The 21,988-nt window shown below is 34.2% G+C and carries 16 protein-coding genes and 2 tRNA genes; 11 read left to right on the top strand and 7 right to left on the bottom strand.

Features of this window, described 5'->3' with window-relative positions:
• Window positions 1-200 precede the first annotated feature (200 nt).
• The 10 genes from H600_RS0100905 (at window position 201) to H600_RS0100855 (ending at window position 11,383) form a co-directional block, all read left to right on the top strand.
• Complete coding sequence (locus tag H600_RS0100905; protein ID WP_026727021.1) at window positions 201-2,774, top strand: M1 family aminopeptidase; 2,574 nt, start codon at window positions 201-203, stop codon at window positions 2,772-2,774.
• Complete coding sequence (locus tag H600_RS0100900) at window positions 2,771-3,697, top strand: DUF58 domain-containing protein (protein WP_026727020.1); 927 nt, start codon at window positions 2,771-2,773, stop codon at window positions 3,695-3,697. Before H600_RS0100905 ends, H600_RS0100900 begins: the two co-directional genes overlap by 4 nt.
• A gap of 86 nt (window positions 3,698-3,783) precedes the next feature.
• A tRNA-Asp gene (locus H600_RS0100890) sits at window positions 3,784-3,857 on the top strand.
• Window positions 3,858-4,618: 761 nt separating this feature from the next.
• Window positions 4,619-4,692: transfer RNA gene (locus H600_RS0100885), tRNA-Asp, on the top strand.
• Between the two features lie 62 nt (window positions 4,693-4,754).
• Window positions 4,755-5,000, top strand: coding sequence for a GIY-YIG nuclease family protein (locus tag H600_RS0100880; RefSeq protein ID WP_026727019.1), 246 nt, complete (start codon window positions 4,755-4,757; stop codon window positions 4,998-5,000).
• A 291-nt stretch (window positions 5,001-5,291) separates the two neighbouring features.
• A complete protein-coding gene (locus H600_RS0100875) occupies window positions 5,292-6,113 on the top strand; it encodes a helix-turn-helix transcriptional regulator (protein WP_026727018.1) in 822 nt (273 codons plus the stop codon).
• Window positions 6,114-6,415: 302 nt separating this feature from the next.
• Complete coding sequence (locus H600_RS0100870) at window positions 6,416-7,771, top strand: TolC family protein (RefSeq protein ID WP_035108227.1); 1,356 nt, start codon at window positions 6,416-6,418, stop codon at window positions 7,769-7,771.
• A 55-nt stretch (window positions 7,772-7,826) separates the two neighbouring features.
• A complete protein-coding gene (locus tag H600_RS0100865) occupies window positions 7,827-8,879 on the top strand; it encodes an HlyD family secretion protein (protein ID WP_026727016.1) in 1,053 nt (350 codons plus the stop codon).
• A 1-nt stretch (window position 8,880) separates the two neighbouring features.
• On the top strand, window positions 8,881-10,464 hold the full coding sequence (locus H600_RS0100860) for an MFS transporter (RefSeq protein ID WP_026727015.1): 1,584 nt from the start codon (window positions 8,881-8,883) through the stop codon (window positions 10,462-10,464).
• Window positions 10,465-10,723: 259 nt separating this feature from the next.
• Window positions 10,724-11,383 carry an HAD family hydrolase gene (locus tag H600_RS0100855; RefSeq protein ID WP_026727014.1) on the top strand — a complete coding sequence of 220 codons (660 nt, stop codon included), beginning with the start codon at window positions 10,724-10,726 and terminating at the stop codon, window positions 11,381-11,383.
• Window positions 11,384-11,518: 135 nt separating this feature from the next.
• On the opposite strand, the gene H600_RS0100850 is transcribed toward H600_RS0100855, so the two are convergent.
• The 4 genes from H600_RS0100850 to H600_RS0100830 form a co-directional block, all read right to left on the bottom strand.
• Complete coding sequence (locus tag H600_RS0100850; RefSeq protein WP_026727013.1) at window positions 11,519-12,466, bottom strand: WD40/YVTN/BNR-like repeat-containing protein; 948 nt, start codon at window positions 12,464-12,466, stop codon at window positions 11,519-11,521.
• Between the two features lie 96 nt (window positions 12,467-12,562).
• The gene (locus H600_RS0100845; RefSeq protein ID WP_026727012.1) at window positions 12,563-12,967 is read right to left on the bottom strand and encodes a hypothetical protein; all 405 of its coding nucleotides are present in this window, start codon (window positions 12,965-12,967) and stop codon (window positions 12,563-12,565) included.
• 75 nt (window positions 12,968-13,042) lie between these two features.
• Window positions 13,043-13,696, bottom strand: a complete 654-nt coding sequence (locus H600_RS0100840) for a 3-keto-disaccharide hydrolase (protein WP_026727011.1) — start codon at window positions 13,694-13,696, stop codon at window positions 13,043-13,045.
• A gap of 323 nt (window positions 13,697-14,019) precedes the next feature.
• Window positions 14,020-14,982, bottom strand: a complete 963-nt coding sequence (locus H600_RS0100830) for a coiled-coil domain-containing protein (RefSeq protein WP_026727009.1) — start codon at window positions 14,980-14,982, stop codon at window positions 14,020-14,022.
• Between the two features lie 995 nt (window positions 14,983-15,977).
• Between H600_RS0100830 and H600_RS0100820 the strand changes: the two genes are divergently transcribed.
• Window positions 15,978-16,556 (top strand): PhnA domain-containing protein, encoded by a 579-nt coding sequence (locus H600_RS0100820; RefSeq protein ID WP_026727008.1) that lies wholly within the window; start codon window positions 15,978-15,980, stop codon window positions 16,554-16,556.
• Window positions 16,557-16,754: 198 nt separating this feature from the next.
• Here the strand turns inward: H600_RS0100820 and H600_RS0100815 are convergent, their stop codons facing one another.
• The 3 genes from H600_RS0100815 to H600_RS21735 all read right to left on the bottom strand — a co-directional run bounded on the left by H600_RS0100815 (window position 16,755) and on the right by H600_RS21735 (window position 21,892).
• Window positions 16,755-19,034: a cation:proton antiporter gene (locus H600_RS0100815; RefSeq protein WP_026727007.1), complete on the bottom strand. Its 2,280-nt coding sequence runs from the start codon at window positions 19,032-19,034 to the stop codon at window positions 16,755-16,757.
• 194 nt (window positions 19,035-19,228) lie between these two features.
• A complete protein-coding gene (gene fabF / locus H600_RS0100810; protein WP_026727006.1) occupies window positions 19,229-20,470 on the bottom strand; it encodes a beta-ketoacyl-ACP synthase II in 1,242 nt (413 codons plus the stop codon).
• A 204-nt stretch (window positions 20,471-20,674) separates the two neighbouring features.
• Window positions 20,675-21,892, bottom strand: coding sequence for an acetyl-CoA C-acyltransferase (locus tag H600_RS21735; protein ID WP_051234342.1), 1,218 nt, complete (start codon window positions 21,890-21,892; stop codon window positions 20,675-20,677).
• Window positions 21,893-21,988: the final 96 nt, after the last annotated feature.

The raw sequence follows: 21,988 nt of genomic DNA, 5'->3' as shown, positions 1-21,988 counted from the left end.
AGGACTGTTATATTTTTACACTAGATGTCTTAATGAAATAATTTTGAGACTCTATTTTTTTATGAGTTTGTGCAAAGTAAAATTTGCGAAAATTTGTGCAATTTGCGGTTACCTTAATTATTTAAAATTTATGCAAAAGAATAATTCGTGAATTCGTGGCGGAATTTTTTATTTTTAACGAATCTTATATTCCTTAAAAAATGAAAATTCTTCACGGCTTTTTTGCCTTTTTTATAATGACGACGATTGGCTTTTCTCAATCAAAACAAAATGAAAATTTTATTGTAGAAAATGGCGTTTCTGAGCAATTGGCTCAATTTCGTAAAAAACAGATTTCTGATGTTCAATACGAATTGTCTTTTGAAATCCCGAATCAGAAAAACGAAGATATTAATTCGAGTTTAACGGTAAATCTGAATTTATCAGACTTAGACAAACCGCTTGTTTTGGATTTTAAAGAGAAAACTCAAAACGTAAAATCAGTTTCGGCAAATGGGAAAAACATATCAATTATTCATGAAAATGGACATATTGTTATTCCTGTTGAAAATTTAATTTCCGGAAAAAATGCTATTTCAATTTCCTTCATCGCTGGAAATTTATCGTTGAATAGAAACGACGATTTTCTTTATACCTTATTAGTTCCGGATCGCGCAAGTACTTTATTTCCGTGTTTTGATCAGCCCGATTTAAAAGCGACTTATAAACTGAGTCTTTCTGTTCCAAAAGATTGGTCGGTTTTGGCTGGAGCCGATGTAAAAGAGAAAGTCGAAAAAGGTGATTTTACTTCGTACGCTTTCGGAGAATCGGACAAAATGAGCACTTATTTGTTTTCTTTCGTTGCTGGAAAATTCAAAAGCGTGACACAAAAACCAGGTTTGGAAATGACATTTTTATACCGCGAAAATAATCCTGAAAAGATAAAAGTCAGTACCGATACAATTTTCAATCTGCATCAACAATCGCTAGACTTTTTAGAAAAATATACCAATTATAAATTTCCTTTTCAGAAGTTGGATTTTGCCTCAATTCCGGTTTTTCAATATGGCGGAATGGAGCATGTTGGCGCAATTCAGTATAGAGAATCAACTTTGTTTTTGGATAACAGCGCAACCGACAGCGAAAAATTAAACCGAGCAAAATTAATCGCGCATGAAACCTCACACATGTGGTTTGGCGATTTGGTTACGATGAAATGGTTTAATGATGTCTGGATGAAAGAGGTTTTTGCCAACTTTATGGCAGACAAAATCATGAATCCGATTTTCCCTAAAATCAATCACAATCTACAGTTTTTTAGCACGCATTATGCCAGCGCTTACGCGGAAGACCGATCATTGGGAACACATCCGATAAGACAGCATTTGGCAAATTTAAAAGATGCCGGATCCCTTTATGGAGCTATGATTTACAACAAAGCGCCAATTATGATGCGCCAATTAGAAGTTTCAATGGGAAAAGATGCTTTCCAAAAAGGAATCCAAAAATACATTCAGAAATACGCCAATGACAATGCCGATTGGAATAATCTTGTAGAAATTCTGGATGCCGAAACGCCTTTGGATATGAAAAAATGGAGCGAGGTTTGGGTAAACAAATCGGGTAGAGCTATTTTCTCCGATAAAATTGAATATGATACGCAAAACAAAATCAAAAAGTTTGAGATTTTTCAAAAAGCAGAAGATAAATCCAATAATGTTTGGCCTCAGAGAATACAAATAGGATTTGTTTATCCAAAATTTGTAGAGTTTTTTACGATTAATATCGAAGATAAAAAGACTTCAATATTACAGCCAATTGGTTTTAAAAAACCAATCGCAATTGTTTATAATTATGATGGTTTTGGATATGGTGTTTTTCCAATTAATGGGAATAATTTGGATTATATTTCTGAATTGAAATACGAAATGCCACGAGCTTCTTCTTATAGTAATCTTTACGAAAATACTTTAATTGGAAACGTTTCTCCGGAAAAAGCTTTTGATTGTTTTTTTAAAGGAATCCAAACGGAAGAAAATGAATTGGTTTTACGAATAGTTTCTAATAATTTGAATACTATTTATTGGAGATTTTTCACAGAAAAACAGCAAAGCAAAGTTCAAAAGCAACTTGAAGATGTTTTGTACAGTCGTTTGCAAGCTAATTTATCTGCTAATATCAAAAAAAAATTATTCGGATTATTTAGTTCGATTGCGTATTCAGATTCGACGAAAGCCAAATTATATCAAATTTGGAATAAGGAAATCGTGATTCCCAATTTGAAATTGAATGAAGACGATTTTACAAATATGGCAATGAGTCTGGCGATTTTCAAACATGAAAAAGCCGAAGAAATTTTAGAGAAAACAAGGACGACAATCGCAAATCCTGATAAAAAGAAACGATTTGAATTTTTGCTTCCGTCCTTGTCAAAAGACGAATCCGTTCGATCTGCCTTTATAGAATCGTTAAAAGACGATGCCAATCGTGAAAAAGAAGCATGGGTTTCTGTGGGATTGGCGAATGTAAATCACCCGCTTCGTCAGGAAAGTGCACAAAAATATATTAGATTTTCATTAGATTTGGTAGAAGAAATCCAGCGCACGGGAGATATTTTCTTTCCGAAAGACTGGCTCGATAATACAGTTGGAAGATATTCGTCGAAATATGCTTTTGATGAAGTAGAGCGATTCTTAAAAGAAAACCCTAATTTTAGTCCGATCTTGAAGCGTAAATTATTGATGTCGACAGATTTGCTTTATAAAGCACAAAATATTAAAAAAGAAACCGAATGAAAATTGAATCGGAAATAGAGAAAGTCTCCAGTTTTCAGCATCTCGAAATGCTGGCAAATCAGGTTGTGGAAGGTTTTATATCGGGAATGCACAAGAGTCCGTTTCATGGATTTTCGGCCGAATTTGCAGAGCATAAAGTGTATAACGCAGGCGAAAGCACCAAACATATCGACTGGAAATTATTCGCTAAAACCGATCGTTTGTACACAAAACGTTTTGAGGAAGAGACTAATTTGCGTTGTCATTTGATTGTCGATAATTCGTCGTCAATGCATTATCCGGAATTAAAATCGAATCAACCTTTTTATGAAAAGAAGATTGGATTTGCCGTTTTAGCTTCAGCAGTTTTGATGAATATCTTAAAGAAACAGCGCGATGCCGTTGGTTTGAGCGTTTTCTCAGATAAATACGAATATTACGCGCCCGAAAAAGGAAGCGATCGTCATCACCGAATGCTTTTGAACAAACTGGAAGAATTATTAGTCCAGCCAAAAGTCAAAAAAACGACCGATACGATTACTTATCTGCATCAGATTGCTGAAAAAATGCACCGTCGTTCGATGATTATTTTGTTTACCGATATGTTTCAAACACAAGATGATGAGAAATTATTCAACGCTTTGCAACATTTAAAACATAATAAACACAAAGTGGTTTTGTTTCATGTGGTTGATAATGAGACCGAATTGAAATTTGATTTTGACAATTCACCAAGAAAATTCATCGACTTAGAATCGGGAGAAGAGGTTTCTATTTTTGCTGATAATGTGAAAGATGCCTATGAAAAAAGGGTAGAAGCATACTTCAAAAACTTAGCTTTAACCTGTGCGAAGAACCAAATTAAGTACGTTCCGGTAAATGTGGGCGATAATTTTGAAAAAATATTGACTACATATTTGGTTGAAAAACAAAACTTTGGGTGATATTTTAAAAAATAATTTCATTTTTTTTATAAAAACACTTGCAGAAACAAAATTCTGTTATATCTTTGCAACCGCAATAACGCAGAGGTTTGGTAGTTCAGTTGGTTAGAATACATGCCTGTCACGCATGGGGTCGCGGGTTCGAGTCCCGTCCAGACCGCAATATTGGGAGAAGCCTTTCCTTCATGGAAAGGCTTTTTTGCCCAAAAACGGTATCTAAGATTAGTTGTGTTGTTTTGCTACGACTTTGTAACTCGTAGCTGGTTTAGTAGTTAGACCAATGAAAAGCTTTCCACTTTTGTGGATGGCTTTTTTGATTTAAGACTGTTTTGGTTTTTTGTTTTTAACCGCAAAGAGCACTAAGATTTACGCAAAGTTCACAAAGATTTTTTTTAAAGAATGCAAAGTTCGCAAAGCTTAGAATTGATTAAGTTTTGCGTTTTTTTTTGCTTAATTCTTATTTTAACCCATAGTTTGTCTTTCTGAGGAACGAAGCCACGAGCGAAAGCGAACTGGCGAAGCAATCTTTGCAAGTAGCTCTACAAAGATTTCCTATTTATAATATTAAAACGTAGCCCGTGGTTTCAACCACGGGAAACGGATTGTGATTATGATTGTGTACCCGTGGTTGAAACCACGGGCTATGTTTGCCAATATGATGGATTTTTTCTGTGTAAAGAACATTTAACAAGGTTTCCACACGACACACCAACTATCCCACGTTTAATTAAGCTTCGCGAACCTTTGTGCAAAATTTTAGCGTGCTTTGTGGTTAAAAAGAAAGAAACTTCTTCTTTTTTGATTTTGTTGACAATTTTTAAAATGTTGGAATTTAACCAATTAAAAATTTCTCAATTTTTATTCGCAAAAACGCTTGCAGAAACGAAAATCTGTTGTATTTTTGCACTCGCAATAACGCAGGGTTTGGTAGTTCAGTTGGTTAGAATACATGCCTGTCACGCATGGGGTCGCGGGTTCGAGTCCCGTCCAGACCGCCTAAGTTGTTAAAAATGCCTATCATTATGATAGGCATTTTTTTTACATTAAATTTTGATTTATGTTTTACGTTTATATAATTTATTCTAAAACTTTTGATCTTTATTACAAAGGATTTAGTGAAGATGTTGCTCAAAGATTATTATATCATAATGAGAATAGAAGCAGGTATACTTCAAATAAAGGACCATGGGAGTTGGTTTATTCGAAATCATTCGAAACTAAAAAAGAAGCTTTGATTGAAGAATTGAGATTGAAAAAGTTAAATAGAAAATCAATAGAGACTTTAATTAAAGAATATAAATAAGAAAGATAAAGTTGGTTAGAATACATGTCTGGCATCTCGTCTAGGGACGAGACGGGTTCGAGTCCTCTCGTTTTCAAGAACGAGACCAAGTTGTTAAAAGCCTTTCTTAACGGAAAGGCTTTTTTTGTTTTTATAATTTTAACGGCAATCCCGATAGCTATCGGGAGCTAAGATTTGCGCAAAGTTCGCAAAGGTTTATTCATATAGCTTTGCGAACTTTGCGTTTATATGTGTAATCGTAGAAAAAAGCCTTGCGTGCTTTGCGGTTAAATTTCTTCCTATCTTTATATTATGGAACAATCAACATTCAAAGTAGACAAATATTACATCAAGAAAGTAGATGCCGATAAAAAAAGCATTTACTGCCATCATGATATAATGGGCGAATTGTTTGTTCCGTGGCATAAACACGATAAAGCGCAAATGTTATATGCCGAAGGCGATGTGGTTTTTGTGACCACTGAGACAAAATCTTATTTTTTGCCTGCAAGACATTTTATCTGGATTCCGGCTGGATTGGAACACAGCATTGAACCAAAGTCGGAACATGTGATGATGCGAAATTTATATTTTCCGGTTGAAAAAGATGAAGATCAATTCTATAAAAGAGAAGGCATTTATCCGGTTAATAATTTGCTGCTCCAAATGATGATGTTTACGAATCAATGGAACGGTGATTTAAAAAAAGGCTCTCCGAGTTTTACAATTGCAAAAGCCATAAAAGCGATTCTGCCTCAAATTTGTACTAACAATCTCCCTTTAGAGTTGCCACAGCCAAAAGACAAACGACTTGGAAAAATTCTGCGTTATGTGGAGAATAATCTTGGCGAAACAATTCTGTTTGCCGATGTTGCACATGAATTTGGTTTCAGCGAACGCTCTTTGTATCGCTTGTTTCAAAAAGATCTTAAAATGTCTTTCATTCAATATTATACTATTCGAAGAATTCTCAAAGCGATCGAACTTTTGTTAGAAAGAAAGCTTTCGGTAAAAGAGGTAGCTTTAGAAGTTGGCTATAATAGTGTTCCGACTTTTAGCAACACATTTTTCAAGATTTTAGGACAAAGACCTTCCGATTACTTAAATGGTGAGGAGATCTTAGAAAGAAAATGATTTATTTTTCTCTCGCAGATTTAGCAGATCAAGCAGATAATTAATGTGTTAGAATAAAATCTGCACAATCTGCCAAATCTGCGAGAGGGGAAAAAATAATCTATGCTCATCTGCTTAAATCCTTTTTAAATCTACATGAAACAACCTTGGCTTGTAATTATTTGTTTTTCAATATTTTAATATAACGTTTTCGGAAAATGGAATTTTAACATTTGTCCGAAATGAATATGTTGTTGGCTTTTTAGAATCATCTGCCAAGAAAAAAATGAAGGAACTTTGCACCATAAAATATTTATGTATTCATGTTCCTTACAAATTTAAAAGAAGATTGTTTCCCCAGAAGCTTGTGGATGTTATTGTTTGTGTTGACATTCAGTAGTTTACAAGCGCAAGAGATTCGTTCGGTTTCTTTACAAGAAGCGATGAAACTGGCGAAGGAAAGCAACAAAAAAGTACTTAAATCTCAAATGGAGATTACACTCGCTGAGCAAAACATCAAAGAAAGAAAAGAACTTAGATTGCCAGATGTAGAATTAAATGGCATGTACTCAAGAATTACCAACATTACCGAATTTAAAGGAAATGGTTTCTTGAACGGAAAAGAAGTTACAAAAGCAATTCCTGAAATCTACGAAGTCAATTCGACTTTTAAAATGCCAATTTACGCTGGAAACAAGATTAACAACGCGATTAAAATCGCGAATCAGGAAAACGAAATTGCCAAAATTAAATCGGAAAAAACAGAAAATGATATTGAACTGGAAGTGGTAACAAATTATCTGGCGATTTATAAAATGATGGAACTTCAAAAAATATTTGAAGAAAACATCAAAGAAGAAAAAAACCGATTGAAAGAAGTGCAATCGCTTCAAAAACACGGAACTGTTACGAAAAATGAGGTTATCCGTGCCGAATTACAGCTTTCGGACCGTGAGCTGAATGCGCTTACAAATTCCAAAAACATTAAAATAGCGCTTCACGATCTGAAAACTTTAATTCAGATTCCAGAAAACGAGGAAATTGCAATTGATACAACGTCGAATTTGGATGAAAAGGAAAATTTGGATCCGTATGATTTTTATTTGAATAAAGCGTTGCAAAACGAAGAAATGCGAATTGCTAGTCAGGAATTAAACATCAGTAAAACCGAATTGCAATTGGTGAAAGGTAATTATCTACCAAGTGTAAATTTCTTTGGGAACTATGGTTTTTATTATCCAAACTACAAATTTTTTCCGCCAAATCCGTATTTGTACACTTTGGGTCAGGTAGGAATCGAGGCGCGTTTTGATATTTCGGCTTTGTATAAAAACAAAACGAAAGTTGCGAAAGCGAATACAAAAATTGATTTGCAGCAAATGCAGACTGAAATTATAAAAGATGAAATTCAGGATCAGCTTTACAAAGAACATACACAATATCAGGAAATCCTTGAAAAGTTTGTTGTTGTTGACAAAGCTTTGGATTTAGCTGAAGAAAACTACCGAATTGTAAAGCTGAAATACTTAAACCAATTGGTTTTAATTACCGAAATGGTTGATGCTGATAATGCTTTGCTTCAGGCGAAATACAACAAAATTTCTACCCGTTTGGATGCTGTTTTGAAACATTACGAAATGATGCACACGGCTGGGATAATGCCTAATGCTGGAAGTTAAAAGTTAGAAGAAAGAAGCAAGAGACAAGAAAATAGAATTTAGAGAATAGAAAGATATGGTTAAGATAAAAAATGAAACTAAAAGAAATAGAACGTTTCATATACTAATAACAGTTATTGCTTGCACGCTGGTTGTAAGTGGAGTTATTTTAGGAATTTGGTTTTATGTGTTTAACCGAAATCACGAAGAAACCAATGATGCTCAAGTTGAGCAATACGTTACGCCAATTATGTCGAGAATTACGGGTTATGTGCAAGAAGTTCGTTTTGATGAAAATCAATTTGTGCACAAAGGCGATACTTTGGTGGTAATTGACAATAGAGAATATAAATCGAAATTGAATGTGGCTTTGGCAGATGTTCAAAACGCAAAGCAAAATAGTGTTGTGGCGCAGAAAAATGTCATTAATACGGCAAGTGCAACTGCAATCAACGAATCGCAATTAGAAGCTGCAAAGTCGAATCTTTGGAAAACAAAATTAGAATACGAAAGATATAAAGCTTTGGTAAGCGAAGAAGCGGCAACTTCTCAACAATTAGAAAAAGTTAAAGCAGATTACGAATCGGCACAAGCACATTTTTCAGAAATGAAAAACAGAATTCATTCGGCTTCTTTGAGCACTTCTGTTGCCGAAGCAAATGTTCCGACAACGCAAACGAATATTGCTTCGAAACAAGCTGTTGCCGATAATGCAGCATTATTTCTTTCGTATGCAATCATTACAGCGCCTTATGACGGATGGGTTGGAAAAAGAACTTTACAACCAGGACAAATGGTAAAAGAAGGCCAGTCATTGCTTTCAATCGTGAGCAAAGAAAAATGGATTACGGCCAATTTTAAAGAAACGCAATTGCAATATTTAACGGTAGGCCAAGAAGTTGAAATTAAAGCTGATGCTATAGATGATAAAGTTTTTGTGGGAGTAATTGCTTCGTTATCGCCTGCAAGTGGTGCGAGATTCTCGTTGCTTCCTCCAGACAATGCGACAGGAAACTTTGTGAAAATAGAACAAAGAATTCCAGTTAGAATTCAGTTAAAAGAACAAGACAAACAAACCGATTTTTTAAGAGCAGGAATGAACATTACGGTTGTTGCTGCACACAAATAAAATGGAAGATAAAAGTATATTTAAATCCTGGGTTCCAAAATGGGCGATCATTGTTATTTTGTTCGTTTGTTTGCTGCATTCCATGATTTTATTGGGCGTTTATTCCTCAAACGTAACGTATGCGGCAAGTTTTTTGGATATCGAGCCCGAAGATTTGCAGTTCGCAATGTGCGTTACGTATGGAACGCTGCTGGCAACGATTTTAATCGAAGGGCGATTCTCGAGTTTTTTTCCTGCAAAAAATTACTTGATGGTTGTTTATTCCTTAATCGGAATTACGATTGTTTCATCGGCTTACATTACCAATTTTTCAGTTTTTTTATTAATGAGAGTTGCCGAAGGAATCCTGATGGCGCTTCCGGTAATTACGATCAGACAATTGCTTATAGAGCAGTTTAATTCTAAAAATGCCATTATTATTGGGTTTTCATTTTACTACGGCGCGCTGTTGTTGTCTACGCCATTTATTATGAATATCGCCGTGTGGTTTCTCGACCATTACGACTGGAAATACATGTTGTATGTTTCGGGCGGACTGCAGGTTTTAAACGTCTTTTTAATCTTAGTTACTTTCAGAGGGCACCGAATCACAAAGAAAATCCCGTTATATCAAATTGATTGGATGAGTTATTTTTTGGTTTTAATTTCTATTCTTTGCGGTGCCTACTTTTTTGTTTATGCTGAGAAAAAATATTGGCTACAGTCTTCAGAAATGGTTTTAATATTGATGATTTCGCTCATTACAGGCGGATTGTTCATTTTTAAAGAACGTTTGGTGAAAAGACCAAGTTTTGATTTTGAAGTTATAAAATACGCCAATCTGCGAATAGGATTTTTATTGTTTTTCCTTTTCTATATCAGCAGGGCGACGTTGAGTCTTTGTCATTCGGCGATGTTTTCCATCTGGAATTGGGATCCATCGCGTGTGGCAGGCGTACAGTACATAAACGGATTAGGAAATGTAATCGGACTAATTTTAGCTGCCTTTTTCTTGATGAAATCCGTTTCGACTAAAATTATTTTTATGATTGGTTTTGCGCTCATTGCTATTTTCCACTTCTGGTTTACGTTTCTTTTTGTACCAGATGTTGCGCTGAGCGATATTATCATTCCCTATATTTTGCAAGGAATCGGTGTGGGGTTTTTATTTGTTCCGCTCATCTTATTTACCACATCATCGGTTCCGGCAAATATGGCGGTTTCTTCGGGAATTGTTGGAGTTTCGGGACGTTTTTGGGGAAGTACAATTGGTTTTTGCGTCATGCAGAATGCAATGGTTTTTCTAAATAAAAAACATTTCTTGAAACTAAGCCAATTCGTAACAGGCGAGAATCCCGAAGCGCAGCAAACCATAGCAAGTACAACACAAAGCTTTATTTCCAAAGGATATTCAGCAGATAATGCAAATGTTTTAGCCATGAAAAAGGTTTTCGGAAGTATTGCCAAACAATCTACTCTTTTGGCTGATATGGAAATTTACACGATTGTAGGTTACGGTTTGGTAGTTTTGATTATTCTGATTGCATGTAATCAGCATTTAAGGCAAACAATGACTTTGGTGAAAAGCAAAATTTGGATTGGATAAACAGTAAATTCCAATTTTTTAAATTCCAAAATAGAAGGAGAAGAAAATTTGTCTCTCGCAGATTTGGCAGATTGAGCAGATTGTTTTTTTTTATCATGATAATAATAATGCCCGTAATCTGCCAAATCTGCGAGAGGTAAAAAAAAATCTTAGCGTCTTCGCGCCTTTGCGAGATTCAAAAAAAATCTTAGCGATCCCGATAGCTATCGGGACTGCGGAATAACTTATCTTGCATACGTTAAAAACAACAAACAAAATTATGAGCCAGCAATGTGTAATTTTTGATATGGACGGCGTGATTTGCCACACCAATCCGCATCATGTAGTCGCTTTTGAAAAGTTTTTCGATAAATATAAAATTCCGTACAGCAATGAAGAATTTGAAGAACATATGTACGGAAAACACAATAGTTATATCATGACGCATTTCTTCAAACGCCCAATTACGGGAGAAGAATTGATAAAACTTGAAGATGAAAAAGAAGGAATGTTTCGTGAGATTTATAAAGATAAAGTCGAAACGATTCCGCATTATATGCAGTTTTTAGAAGAACTAAAATCTCGCGGATTCAAAACAGCCGTAGCAACATCGGCGCCAAGAGCCAATTTGGATTTGATTGCCAATTTCTTGAAATTAGATCAAAAAATGGATTCGATGATGTCAAGCGAAGACGTTACGTTTCATAAACCAAATCCAGAAGTATATTTAAAATCAGCAGAGCGTGTTGGAGTTTCTCCATCAGATTGTGTGGTTTTCGAAGATTCTTTTTCGGGCATTACCGCAGGACTAAATGCCGGAATGAAAGTGGTTGGCGTTTTGAGCACGCATACAAAAGAAGAATTGCCGCCTTGCGATTTTTATATCAATGATTATAGCGAGGTGAATGTGGATAAAATAATTGAGCTATTAAACAGCTAGAATTTTATACCATATAAGAAATATAAGTTCATTTAAATAAATGAACATAATTTAAATTGCCTCCAGTTTCAACTGGAGGTTTTTTTGTTTGAAAGTGAATGGCTTTAGATAGCTTCAAATTTAAACTAGAAGTTTTTATCTTTTCTTAAGAAACAATCCATTGTCGCCTATCGCAAATACAGCACCACCTTTAGTAATAATTTTAAAGATTCGTTCTGTATTTTCATTATAAACTATTTTCCAATTTAAGCCACCATCTCTTGTTGCGTAAATTTTCCCGTCATCTGTTGAGTAATATCCTGTTTTTTCATTAATAAAACAAACAGACGATGTAGAGCCAGACAAGTTTGATACTTTTGTCCAACTAGTTGATCCGTTAATAGTTTTATGTAATTCATGTCTGGAATTAATATAATAACCAATATTGTCTGAAATAAAAGAAATGGAATGAATGTTTGAATCCGAATTCAATGTGTTGGTCCAGGATTTTCCTCCGTCAATAGTTTTGATAATTGTTCCATTATCTATAGTGCCTCCTCCAGTAAAACCAATTGCAGTATAGCCACCGTAAGCATATGCAACTAAATCTGAGGTTATTTCTAAGTTATCGACACTAGGACCTTCATAGATTTTCGTCCAAGTATTTCCAGAATCATCTGATTTTAAAATTGAGCCGGATCTTGTTAGTAATCCCTTAGTTGGGCTAAAAAATTTGATATCAAAAATAGTTGGGCCGCCAGAAAGACTTTCGATTTTGCTAAATGTAGCACCAGAATTTGAAGTAACAAACAGGTCTATTCTTGCGGTATAGAATTTTTGTTCATTTACCATGCAGGCGCTCATAAAGGTTTGTTTGTCTCCTACATTTAAGGTAGTCCATGTTTTTCCGCCATTATTGGTTTTTGCTAAAAATCCGAAACTGCCAGAAATTATTCCTTGATTTTTATTTATAAAGGAAATGTCAGTCAAGCTTTGAGTAGTATTGGTATTCATTTTTTCAAATGCATTAGCACTACTGTCGATTTCAGAAGAACAGCCAAGAATTCCCAAAGTAAAAGTCAGGAAACAGATCAATTTTTTCATAAGTAATTTTTGAGTTGGTTAGTTGATTATCAAAAAGGTTGGTTGAATGGTAAGTCTTTTAAAGATGTTTTTTCAGTTTTCTTTCTGAAATATTTTCTAGTAATGTTCTACTAAAAACAGGCTAGTGCTTCCGTCGTTGTTTGTTGTTTTTACAATATCAAAAACAGTAGGATCTTTATAATCAGCACTTCTGCCTGTACCGCACCAGTTCCAAGGTAGTCCGTAAAAAGGTGTAGCCGTAAATTTTGTCTTGTTAGAGATAGCGCTTATTTCCCCAGATGAATTCCCGTCAGTTTGGAATTGTTTTACATCAAGGAAAGCCGTCGAACTTCCGTTTTTTAAAGAACCAATAAAAGTTTTGCCGATAACCAAGAAATCAATATCCTCGCCGGTTTTGTTGTAAAATTTCACATCAGTATTTTCTGTTGCTTGAGCACTTTCTTCCGGGGAACAAGCTACAATTCCTAAAGTCAGAATTAGGAAACAAATCATTTTTTTCATAACAATCTTTTCTAGGTAGATGATTGAATGTCAAAATGGTTGCGTAGAATTAGGAAGAAATTTTTTGTTTAAATTTTATTTCGAAATATTTTTTATTTGAATGTTTCTGAAATCAATTGGCGAACGCTCATAATTTAAGGAAATTTTCCCTTCAGTTGCCGAAGCTTCTGTGCACTCGTTTACCAGTTTTCCGTTCAAATATTGCGTGATTTTTCCGTTTAAAGATTTAATTACGACCAAATTCCATTCGCCATATGGTTTTTCATTTTCCAAAAATTTTGGAGAAACCACACTTGCGCCGGCTTCAATTGGTTTTCCATTTACTTTAGCCGTTACTTGATCCAAAAAGATTAAATCACCCGTAGTTTTTTCTTTGATTTGAAACTGAATTCCTTTTGGCCAGATTTTGTCCGACGCGTCTAATGGAATATTATACATTACACCGCTGTTTTTTGTGCCTTTCATTTTGTATTTCTCGTCAAGATTCCATCTGTATTCAAGCGCGAGCTCAAAGTTTTTATAGCTTTTTTTCGTCATCAAACAGCTTGGATCTTCACCGTGCATACGAATCATTCCATCTGCAAATTCATATACTTTTGATGGTTCTTGTTGTGCTGTATTTGTTTTGGTAAAAGCATACCAATCACTTATTTCTAAGCTTTTTTGCTGAACGAGACATGAGTTTAGAATAAAAAGTAGAGCAAAAGCAAAAGTTGATTTTTTGAACATGATTATGAGTTTGAAATGAAATAGATTCGTTTGGTTGACGATTTCTAAAAAGTAAAAATAATTATATCGGATAATATAAAAACATGAAGTTCCGGTTTTTTTGTTTTGAAAATTATAAAAAGTTCCAAAGGAACGGAACATTTTGTAGGGATGGATTTTAATCCATCTTCGCAATCATAATCGCCATTTTTGTCATTCCGAGGCACGAGGAATCTCCATGAGAAACTAGATAACAGTGGATTCTGAGTGCAAAATGATTTTTGATTCGAATAACAAATATTTGGATTAATCTGTGAATATTATTAAACATTAAACGTTGAATTTTATTCAATTTCATAATTACTTTCAATGTCTTCGAAAATAGATTTATATTTAAATATAATTTCCCCTATAGGTTTTAATCGTTTAAAATTTGTATCTTGTCCTTTTTCAACGAGTCCAAACTCTGTCATTTCATTTAGAATCGTTTGAGATATTGTTCCTCCACCTTCAATAAACGATGCAGCTTTTAAAAATTCATCCCATTTATTCGCTTTTTTCAATTCTCTAACCTTATCTATAATTACATTTGGAAATTTATACGGGGAATCCCAGAATGGTCTATTTTCTTCATAAAAAAATAGGCTTCTAAATTCAGATAAATCATTCATTGTAGTTGTTAAATTTGCTCTCTGTTTTTTTGCTTCAGATTCCAATTCCTCAACTGTGTTAGTTGACCTTTGTAGTTCATTTGTAGTATTTCGAAGTTTTTGCTCAGAAGAATTAAGGTCTCTTGATAGCTGTGAAATAGATTCTCTTGAATTGGCTAATTCTTCATCTTTATTTTTAATCTGTTCAGTTTGATCATCATAATTTTTAGACAACAGGCGGACATTTTTTCTTTGCTCCTCATACTTTTCAGCATATTCATCTCTTTCTAAAACTGTTTCATCATGAGTTGATTTTAGAACAACATTCTTATTGATGATTTTTCCAGTTATAAATGGCATGATTCTAAACTCAATTAGCATTGATAGAGTTCTAGTTCCTACAATAATGAAGTATCCGCATAATGATATAACTACGGCATATCCAATGTCAATAAAAATATTTTTTGTGGTTAATTCATGACTAGCAAGATTTTTTATTAGTGAAACTTTTGCATTCCTATTATAGCTTTCGTCAAAGTTGAATAAGGAGTACCAAAGTTCCCAATGATGGATGATTAGGATAAATATAAGTGTACCAAAAAAAGGATTGCTTAATTTGTCTTTAATATTCTGGAAAAATGAGTTTAAATAATCCATTAGTTAGTAATATGTTTTGCTAATTATTTGAGATTTTTAATCAAGTATTTGTGAAAAACTTTAATCGTTTCTCAAAAATAAAATATAGAAAACAAAGATTTGATATTGTAGTAAATTGCTTATCAACAACTTTAGTAACAAAAAAGTGAAATGCAGTAAAAACAAAAAAGCTCCTGAAAAAATCTTTCAGAAGCTTTGTTTAAGTGCACCACATAGTACAAAACTCGAACCATTTGCTCGAAGATTTGAGGCTTATGAGTGAAATATTGATTGTTTAGATGGTAATGTAATATACTACCTTATGTGTGAAATCAGCATGACGGATTCCAAAGTTTTACGTTCTACTTAAGATCATCTTATTCGTTTATGCTTAGTAACTTTGTGAAAAGCAACGTGGATTTGAATCAGTTTTTTTTCCAATCCAACCGGAACATGATAACCGTTCAAAGTTAGTGCAAAAAAAGGTCTTTTTTTAAAAGGCCTTTTTGCGGGGTGGCAGGGTTTGGCTTTGGAAGGCAGGGTTTGGCCTGAAACAAATCCATAGCGAAGGATTAATTTGTGTTTTTGTAGAATTAAGCCCTGCTTATAAGCTAAATAGGGATGCGTTATTTGTTCCTATTACCAATGCTCAAAAACAACGATAGTAATCAAAATGAAATACATAAATAAAAAACAAAATGTACGTTCAAATACAGTGTTTTTTTGAAAAAATTATTCGTGCTGCATTCGCATTAAGACTTGAGGACATTACATCTATCGTGACTTCTATTTTAGGTAAAAAATCTTTATGTTAATAAACTGTAATCCATATAATAACAATTATAAATCTAGTAAAGCGTAATTTTTCGTTGATAATAAAAAAGTACCAAGAAGCACTTAATTCCAGAGTATTTTAATTTCAAAATTAGGTTTACATATTATGAATGAAAATGGTCAAAACAGCAGTAAATTTTCCAGTAAATTTTTACCTTTATCCCCAAAATAAAAATGACCAAATGAAATTAGAAGAATTGCTAAGAAAAAGAAGTGGAAATGTATGTGAATTAAGTGATAGCGCCGACAATCTCATCGCTTATGAAGTTCCGCCTACTCAAAATAATGGTGCAGACAGTTGGATTTTAATCAATGAAAAATGCCTTAATCAGATTGAAAAAAAAGAAGAACTAGATGATGTTTTCTGGAAAAATTTTCTTTTGACATCTATGTGGAGTGAGGTACCGGCTGTGCAGGTGGTTTCATGGCGTATGCTTAACCGTTTTCGCAATGAGAGCTGGGCTGCTGATGCGCTGGAAATGATGTATTTAGATGATGAAAATCTGGAATGGGCAAAAGCAACGGGAGACCATACCGGTGACGGATCCATTAATTTTCACAAAGATAGTAATGGTAATATTCTTCAAAATGGTGATACGGTAACACTTACGAAAGATTTGGATATAAAAGGATCTTCCCTGAATGCGAAAGTTGGTACAGCAGTTCGAAATATCCGTTTAGCTCACGACAATCATGAGCAAATTGAGGGAAAAATAGATGGACAGACCATAGTAATACTAACTAAATATGTAAAGAAATAATAATACTATAGTTTCTTCTAACTATAAATAATAAAATCTTCTCTATTTAAACTGTTGTACATCAAGATTTTTTACAAGATAATATTAGAATTAATTAAATTTATAGAAATAAAAAAAGCTTAACCTTTGTTTAAAGAATTCATCCCTATATTAATTGGGAATATTTATTATATAGGGATGAATTTATTTAGGTTGTTTTTATTTTTTTTCGTCTGCGACAATTAGGGTTGAGGGAATATCAGACAACCAGGGAAATTTGTTATTAATTAAATATCTCCATCCTTCTACGCTTATTAGCATAAGACTATGCTGAAGCAAAAAATCTTTCTCAACTGTTTGTTTTTTCCTAAATGTAAGATTGGAGGTGCTCTGTTGAATCGCATGTATTTTTTCCATGGTTGGTGAATCGTCCATTATTTGCCCTTGCACATCCAGAACTACTATTTTTGCATTGCTGTTATAAATAAATTTCTGAATGTAAATTACAATTTGCTCCCAATCTTTTGTATCAAATATTGGAAAAAGAATAAGAGAGGTATCCGTAAAATTTTTATCGATAAAAACACCTACTGATATTTTTGATTTGGATACTATTTCTCTTGTGCCTTCATCAAAATGCAAGCTGTCTATCTTGTTTTCTTTCCCTGTTACGGTATTGATGAATTTTTCAGGATTGATTATTCGGGTTGTAAATCCGAGTATTTTACCCAATAGACTACCTTCATATATAGATTGTCCCTCACCAATCAGAAGTAAATCATGATTGCTTTTATTGGCTACATTTACAATTTCATTATCAATGTCTGAGGAGGCTTTAAACATAGTAGTGATATTCCTTCTGAGAATCCTTGACTGCTCAATAACATCTTTAAAACTTTCTGTTTCATAAACTTCGGTATCGTAATGATGCAGTTCATCGGTAGGCAGGAAATGCATGGCGGTAATCTCAGAGTTAGCTTGCCTTTTATGAGTAAGGCTATCTGCTAATATCAATAATGCTTTTGCGGATTCAGGTTTATTAAATGATAGTAAAATTCTATATTTATTAATTAGCTGCGTTTTGTTTTTGATCTCGAGCTGACCGGATTTAAAAAAACAATTTATCAGATCGAGGGCTGGTCCTGTCATAAATGTAGTTGCCAGAGCCATTATTACCATCATAGAAAATAATTCCGGACTCAATACTCCTAAATCATACCCAATATTTAAGGCAACCAGTTCGGTCAATCCTCTGGTATTCATCAAGGCTCCTATAGACAGGCTGTCTTTCCAGGTCTGTCCAACAAATTTTGCCGCCAAAGCACTGCTAAGAAATTTACCTAACACAGCAACAAGAAAAATCAATCCTGCAATTTTCCATAAATAAGGTTCATTTAATAAACCTATTTGTGTTCTGAGTCCTGTAATCACAAAAAATAAAGGAAGTAAAAGAACCAAGGCTACATCTTCTACTTTCTCGATAAAAAGATTTCTAAATCTGATGTTCTCAGGCATGATTACTCCGGCTATAAAAGCTCCAAATAAAGCATGAATCCCTATAATTTCTGTTAAGTAAGAGGAAAGGATAAGAGTTAGAAAAAATATGGCAACAATGGGCTTGCCCAATTTCTCTTTGGTAATATAAAGATCCCCTATTCGTTTTAAAAATGGACGAATTATATTTAGCATCAATACTACGTAAATTAATGCTAAAACAACGGTGTAAATGGCGCTTGCGAATGAACCGGCTTTTACGATAGCAATAACCACTGCCAATATACACCAGGCAGTAATATCATCAGCCGCTGCACAGGTAATCACGACGGTGCCTAATCTGGTCTTATGTATGCCCCTTTCCTGTACTATCCTCGCCAGAACCGGAAAAGCAGTTATACTCATGGCAATTCCTGTAAATAATCCAAAAGAAATAAATTGAACATTCAAAGGTGCAAACTCATTATATAAAAAGTAAGCAAGTCCCATCCCCAAAACAAACGGAATGATGATACTTGCATGACTGATAACTACAGCATCATGTGCTTTATTTCTTAGAATTTTCATGTCAATCTCCATTCCTACAATATACATGAAGAGGATTAATCCAATTTGGCTTAGAAATTGAAGATTTCCTAACGATTCTAAAGGAAATAAAATTTTAGAAAACTCCGGAAAATACATTCCTATCAAGGAAGGCCCCATTACAATTCCCGCAATCATTTCCCCTATTACTGCAGGCTGTCTTATTTTGATGCATACCCAGCCAAAAATACGAGCCACAAAGATAATGGTAACAATTTGTGCCAGTAAAAGCGCTAAAGGATGTTGTAGATTGTCCAGAAGTGAACTCGTAAATTCGCCCCATTGACTTTTCCCTGATTGCGGAGTATTGATATTTCTTCCTGATTCAAGTTTGATGCCCAATAAAATAATCCAATACATTAAAATGGAAAATACCCCAATAATTCCAATGTAAAAAATACCATTTCTAAATTTTTTCATTTAATTTTTTTTTCCAATACTCACTTCGCTAAATTTTCATTTTTAATCTCATTTAAAAAATCAAACTAGGTAATCTCATTACACTTTGAAAACGTATTGTATTTTTTTAAGTTAATCAACCCTCTTTGAGTGGGCATGCTTTAGCTAATAATTTTCAGAGCAGTTTTAATTGATTCTATATGATTTAGTGTTTTTTATTTTTTAAATATTATTGTTGCAATATGACCTCCAAATCCAAATGTATTATTGAGTCCATACTTGATTTTTTTACTGATCGATTTTCCTATAACAATATTTAAGTCATCAGAAATTAAAGGATCCAGATTTTGAACATTTATTGTTCCGGGAACAATATCATTTTTAACAGCTAAAATAGTGATGATACTTTCAATTGCTCCTGCGGCTCCCAGCAAATGGCCTGTCATTGATTTTGTGGCGCTTATTGATACAGGCAGATCACCAAAAATAGTGTGTATGGCCTTAAGTTCACTAAGATCTCCCTGAGCAGTAGAAGTAGCATGGGCATTAATATAGTCGATATCTGAGGTGTCAATATTGGCTTCAGTCAATGCATTGTTAATTCCTATTGATGCGCCGTAACCATCAGGGTGAGTTCCGGTAAGATGGTAGGCATCAGCCGCCATCCCGCCTGCAACCATTTCGCCATATATTTTTGCACCACGATTCACAGCATGATCGTAGTCCTCTAAAATTAAAGCTCCGGCACCTTCTCCTGCAACAAAACCATCCCTGTCCTTATCAAATGGTCTTGAAGCCTTTTCTGGGTTAGCATTATTTTTTGAAAGGGCATGAGATGCATTAAATCCGCCAATGGAAGATGCAGATATTGCTGCTTCGGAACCTCCAGTAATAATTATTTTTGCTTTTCCGAGGCGTATGGTATCAAAAGCACAAATTATAGCCGTGCTAGATGAGGCACATGCAGAAACTGTTGCATAATTTGGCCCATAAAGTTTATGTTTTATTGATATTACGCCAGCAGCAATGTTAACTATGATTTTAGGAATAAAATAAGGATTAAAATGTGGTGTTCCATCCCCGGAATTAAACTCCGTTAATTCTTTTTCAAAAGTAGTTATCCCACCATATCCCGATGCCCAAATAACACCAATCTCAGAACGGGTTTCTTCATCCATTGATGCAAAGTCTAAATTTGCATCCGATATAGCCTGTTCGCTGGCGGCAATGGCATATTGGGTAAAGAGATCAAACTTTTTTATTTCTTTTTTATCCATGTAAAGTTCAGGATTAAAATCTTTCACCTCACAGGCAAAATTTGTCTTAAATTTTGAGGTATCAAATTTAGTAATTGGCGCACTGCCGCTTTTTCCCTGAACTATATTTTCCCAGAATTCCGCGACTGTATTTCCCAGAGGAGTTATAACTCCCATGCCAGTTATGGCTACTCTTTTCATAATTGCAATTTTTATTAATAATTTATTTAAAGGTTATTTTCTGAAGAACCATCAGGCATTTAAATGAAGTAGGGAAATAGTGTTTTTTCGTAAATTAGGTTTTGTTCAACTAGTGCGGTTGCTTTTTGTAATAGCTAATTTCCCATGATATCACACGCTCAGAAGTGAATACTGTCAACTATAATTGCTTTGAATTATTTTTTACTAATTAGATTTTCTAAAACAATTACCCAAACTCCACCATCTGCGTTTTAAATTTTCAATGACAATTGCTGAGACCCCGCCATCTTCGTTGCAGACTGCGGCTACTCCATATTTACCATATTCCTGAGTTAAAACAGAGATTAATGCTGTAATGATTCCTGCTCCTGAATTACAAATAGAATGACCAACAGCGATACTTCCTCCATAAGCGTTAATTTTTTCAGGATTTAATCCTAATCTTTTTTGTTTGGCAAGTATTACATTGGCATAGGCTTCATTGATTTCAAAATAATCAACTTTTCTCATAGTCAAACCTGCCTGCTGCAGTACTTTAGGAATAACAATATCGGGGGTAGCGGTAAGCCGTTCTGAAGCTTTCGAGGTATCGGCATAGCTAAGTATCTTTGCAATTGGGATTAAATTATAGAGTTCTAAAGCTTTCTTTGATACTAAAATTAAAGCGGCAGCACCATCATTTAAATTACTCATATCAGCAGTCCTGACGATATTATTTTGTTCAAAAACAGATTGAAATCTGTTTGTTTTTTCAGGAATTATCTCATTAATATCTTCATCATCCGAAATGGTAATAAAGCCTGTCTTTTGTTTTATTTCAATTGGAATAATTTCCTTATTAAATTTACCGGCCTTAGAAGCTGCCTTTGCTTTTGCATAACAAGAATGTACAAATTTGTTCTGATCTTCCAGAGTTAAATTATATTTCCTGATATATAATTCAGCCAGCTCTCCCATATCCTGATCATTGTAGGTATTGATATGGTGGTCATTGAGCAGCCTGCTGGTGAGATTAGTGTGTTCTGACTTATTTTTATTTCTCTTCAAAGAGGAAGGAGGTACATTACTCATGCTTTCTGTACTGCCAGTAATCACGATATTTTCTATTCCTAATTGAATCTGCTCAATCCCCAGCATTACAGCTTTCATTCCTGAAGTACAGACTTTGTCAATTTTTATGGAATGTAATTTACTTGAAATCCCTGAGGATTTAGATGTTTGTTTTGCAGAGGACTCATCAAGGCTGACAGAAAATGAATTCCCCATATAGACAGAATCAATATCCTTTGATTTTAGGTTTGTTTCGTTCAGAGCACCGTTAATGGCAATTTGTCCTAGCTGCAAAGCTGAAAAATCAGACAGATTTCCAAGAAATCCTCCCACAGGAGTTCTTTTAGCAGCTACTATAAATACTTCTTTCATAAAATTAATCTGTAGCTTTGATATGTTTGTTTAAATAAAATCAGATATTGACCTAAAAGAAAAGGCACCATTACACATTGTTAATACATCGGTTTT

The sequence above is a fragment of the Flavobacterium denitrificans DSM 15936 genome (assembly GCF_000425445.1).
Taxonomy (GTDB): Bacteria; Bacteroidota; Bacteroidia; order Flavobacteriales; family Flavobacteriaceae; genus Flavobacterium; species Flavobacterium denitrificans.
The sequence above is the reverse complement of the archived record's forward strand: the minus strand, read 5'-3'. Positions and strand labels throughout refer to the sequence as shown.